Consider the following 1,395-nt stretch of genomic DNA (forward strand, 5'->3'; position numbering starts at 1 on the left):
ATGCAACCAGCAAGGGCCCCCCTTCTCCCGAAGTTACGGGGGCAATTTGCCGAATTCCTTAACCACAGTTCACCCGACCGCTTTAGTATTCTCTACCTGACCACCTGTGTCGGTTTCGGGTACGGGCCATACACACACATCGCTAGAGGCTTTTCTCGACAGCAAAGGATCACCACCATCACCCAACAATTGGGCTACGCATCACGCCTCACACAAAATATCGACCGCATTTCACAAGTCGACGTGCCACACGCTTACACCAAGAATATCCAACACTTGGCGCGGCTACCTGACTGCGTCACCCCATCACTGAACTACCACGGATCAGGCCCCACGCATCACCAACAACCACACACCCAAAAGGATGCGCATGTTGCCAGTTCAGGGTGGTTAGTATCACCGCTTCACTCTTTGTCGCATGCATACGGGTACGGGAATATCAACCCGTTGACCATCGACTACGCCTGTCGGCCTCGCCTTAGGACCCGACTCACCCTGGGAAGACGAACTTGACCCAGGAACCCTTAGTCATCCAGCGGATACGATTCTCACGTATCTCTCGTTACTCATGCCTGCATTCTCACTCGCACACAGTCCACCACCCCTTACAGTATGGCTTCACCCCATGCACGACGCTCCCCTACCCATAGTAAAAACTATGCCGCGGCTTCGGCGGTGTACTTGAGCCCCACTACATTGTCGGCGCAGAACCACTCGACCAGTGAGCTATTACGCACTCTTTCAAGGATGGCTGCTTCTAAGCCAACCTCCTGGCTGTCTTCGCGATCCCACATCCTTTTCCACTTAGTACACCCTTAGGGGCCTTAACCGGCGATCTGGGCTGTTTCCCTCTCGACTATGAAGCTTATCCCCCACAGTCTCGCACTGTCCCCAACCCAGATCATGGGCCAAGGTTAGACATCCACTACGGTCAGAGTGGTATTTCAACAACGACTCCATAATCACTAGCGTGACCACTTCACAGTCTCCCACCTATCCTACACAAACCGCACCGAATACCAATACCAAGCTATAGTGAAGGTCCCGGGGTCTTTTCGTCCTGCCGCGCGAAACGAGCATCTTTACTCGTACTGCAATTTCACCGGGCCTGTGGTTGAGACAGCAGGGGAGTCGTTACGCCATTCGTGCAGGTCGGAACTTACCCGACAAGGAATTTCGCTACCTTAGGATGGTTATAGTTACCACCGCCGTTTACTGGGGCTTAAATTCTCCGCTTCGGACATGAGTCCTAACAGGTCCTCTTAACCTTCCAGCACCGGGCAGGCGTCAGTCCGTATACATCAACTTAACCGTCTTCGCACGGACCTGTGTTTTTGATAAACAGTCGCTCCCCTCTATTCTCTGCGACCCCCACCAGCAACACACCGAAACAGT

General features: G+C 53.4%; 1 rRNA gene. It reads right to left on the reverse strand.

Annotated elements, in window-relative coordinates:
• Window positions 1-1,169, reverse strand: a 23S ribosomal RNA gene (locus ACXIUA_RS10525); the annotation flags it as partial.
• Between the last annotated feature and the right edge of the window lie 226 nt (window positions 1,170-1,395).

The organism is Corynebacterium sp. UMB8791 (assembly GCF_054166365.1).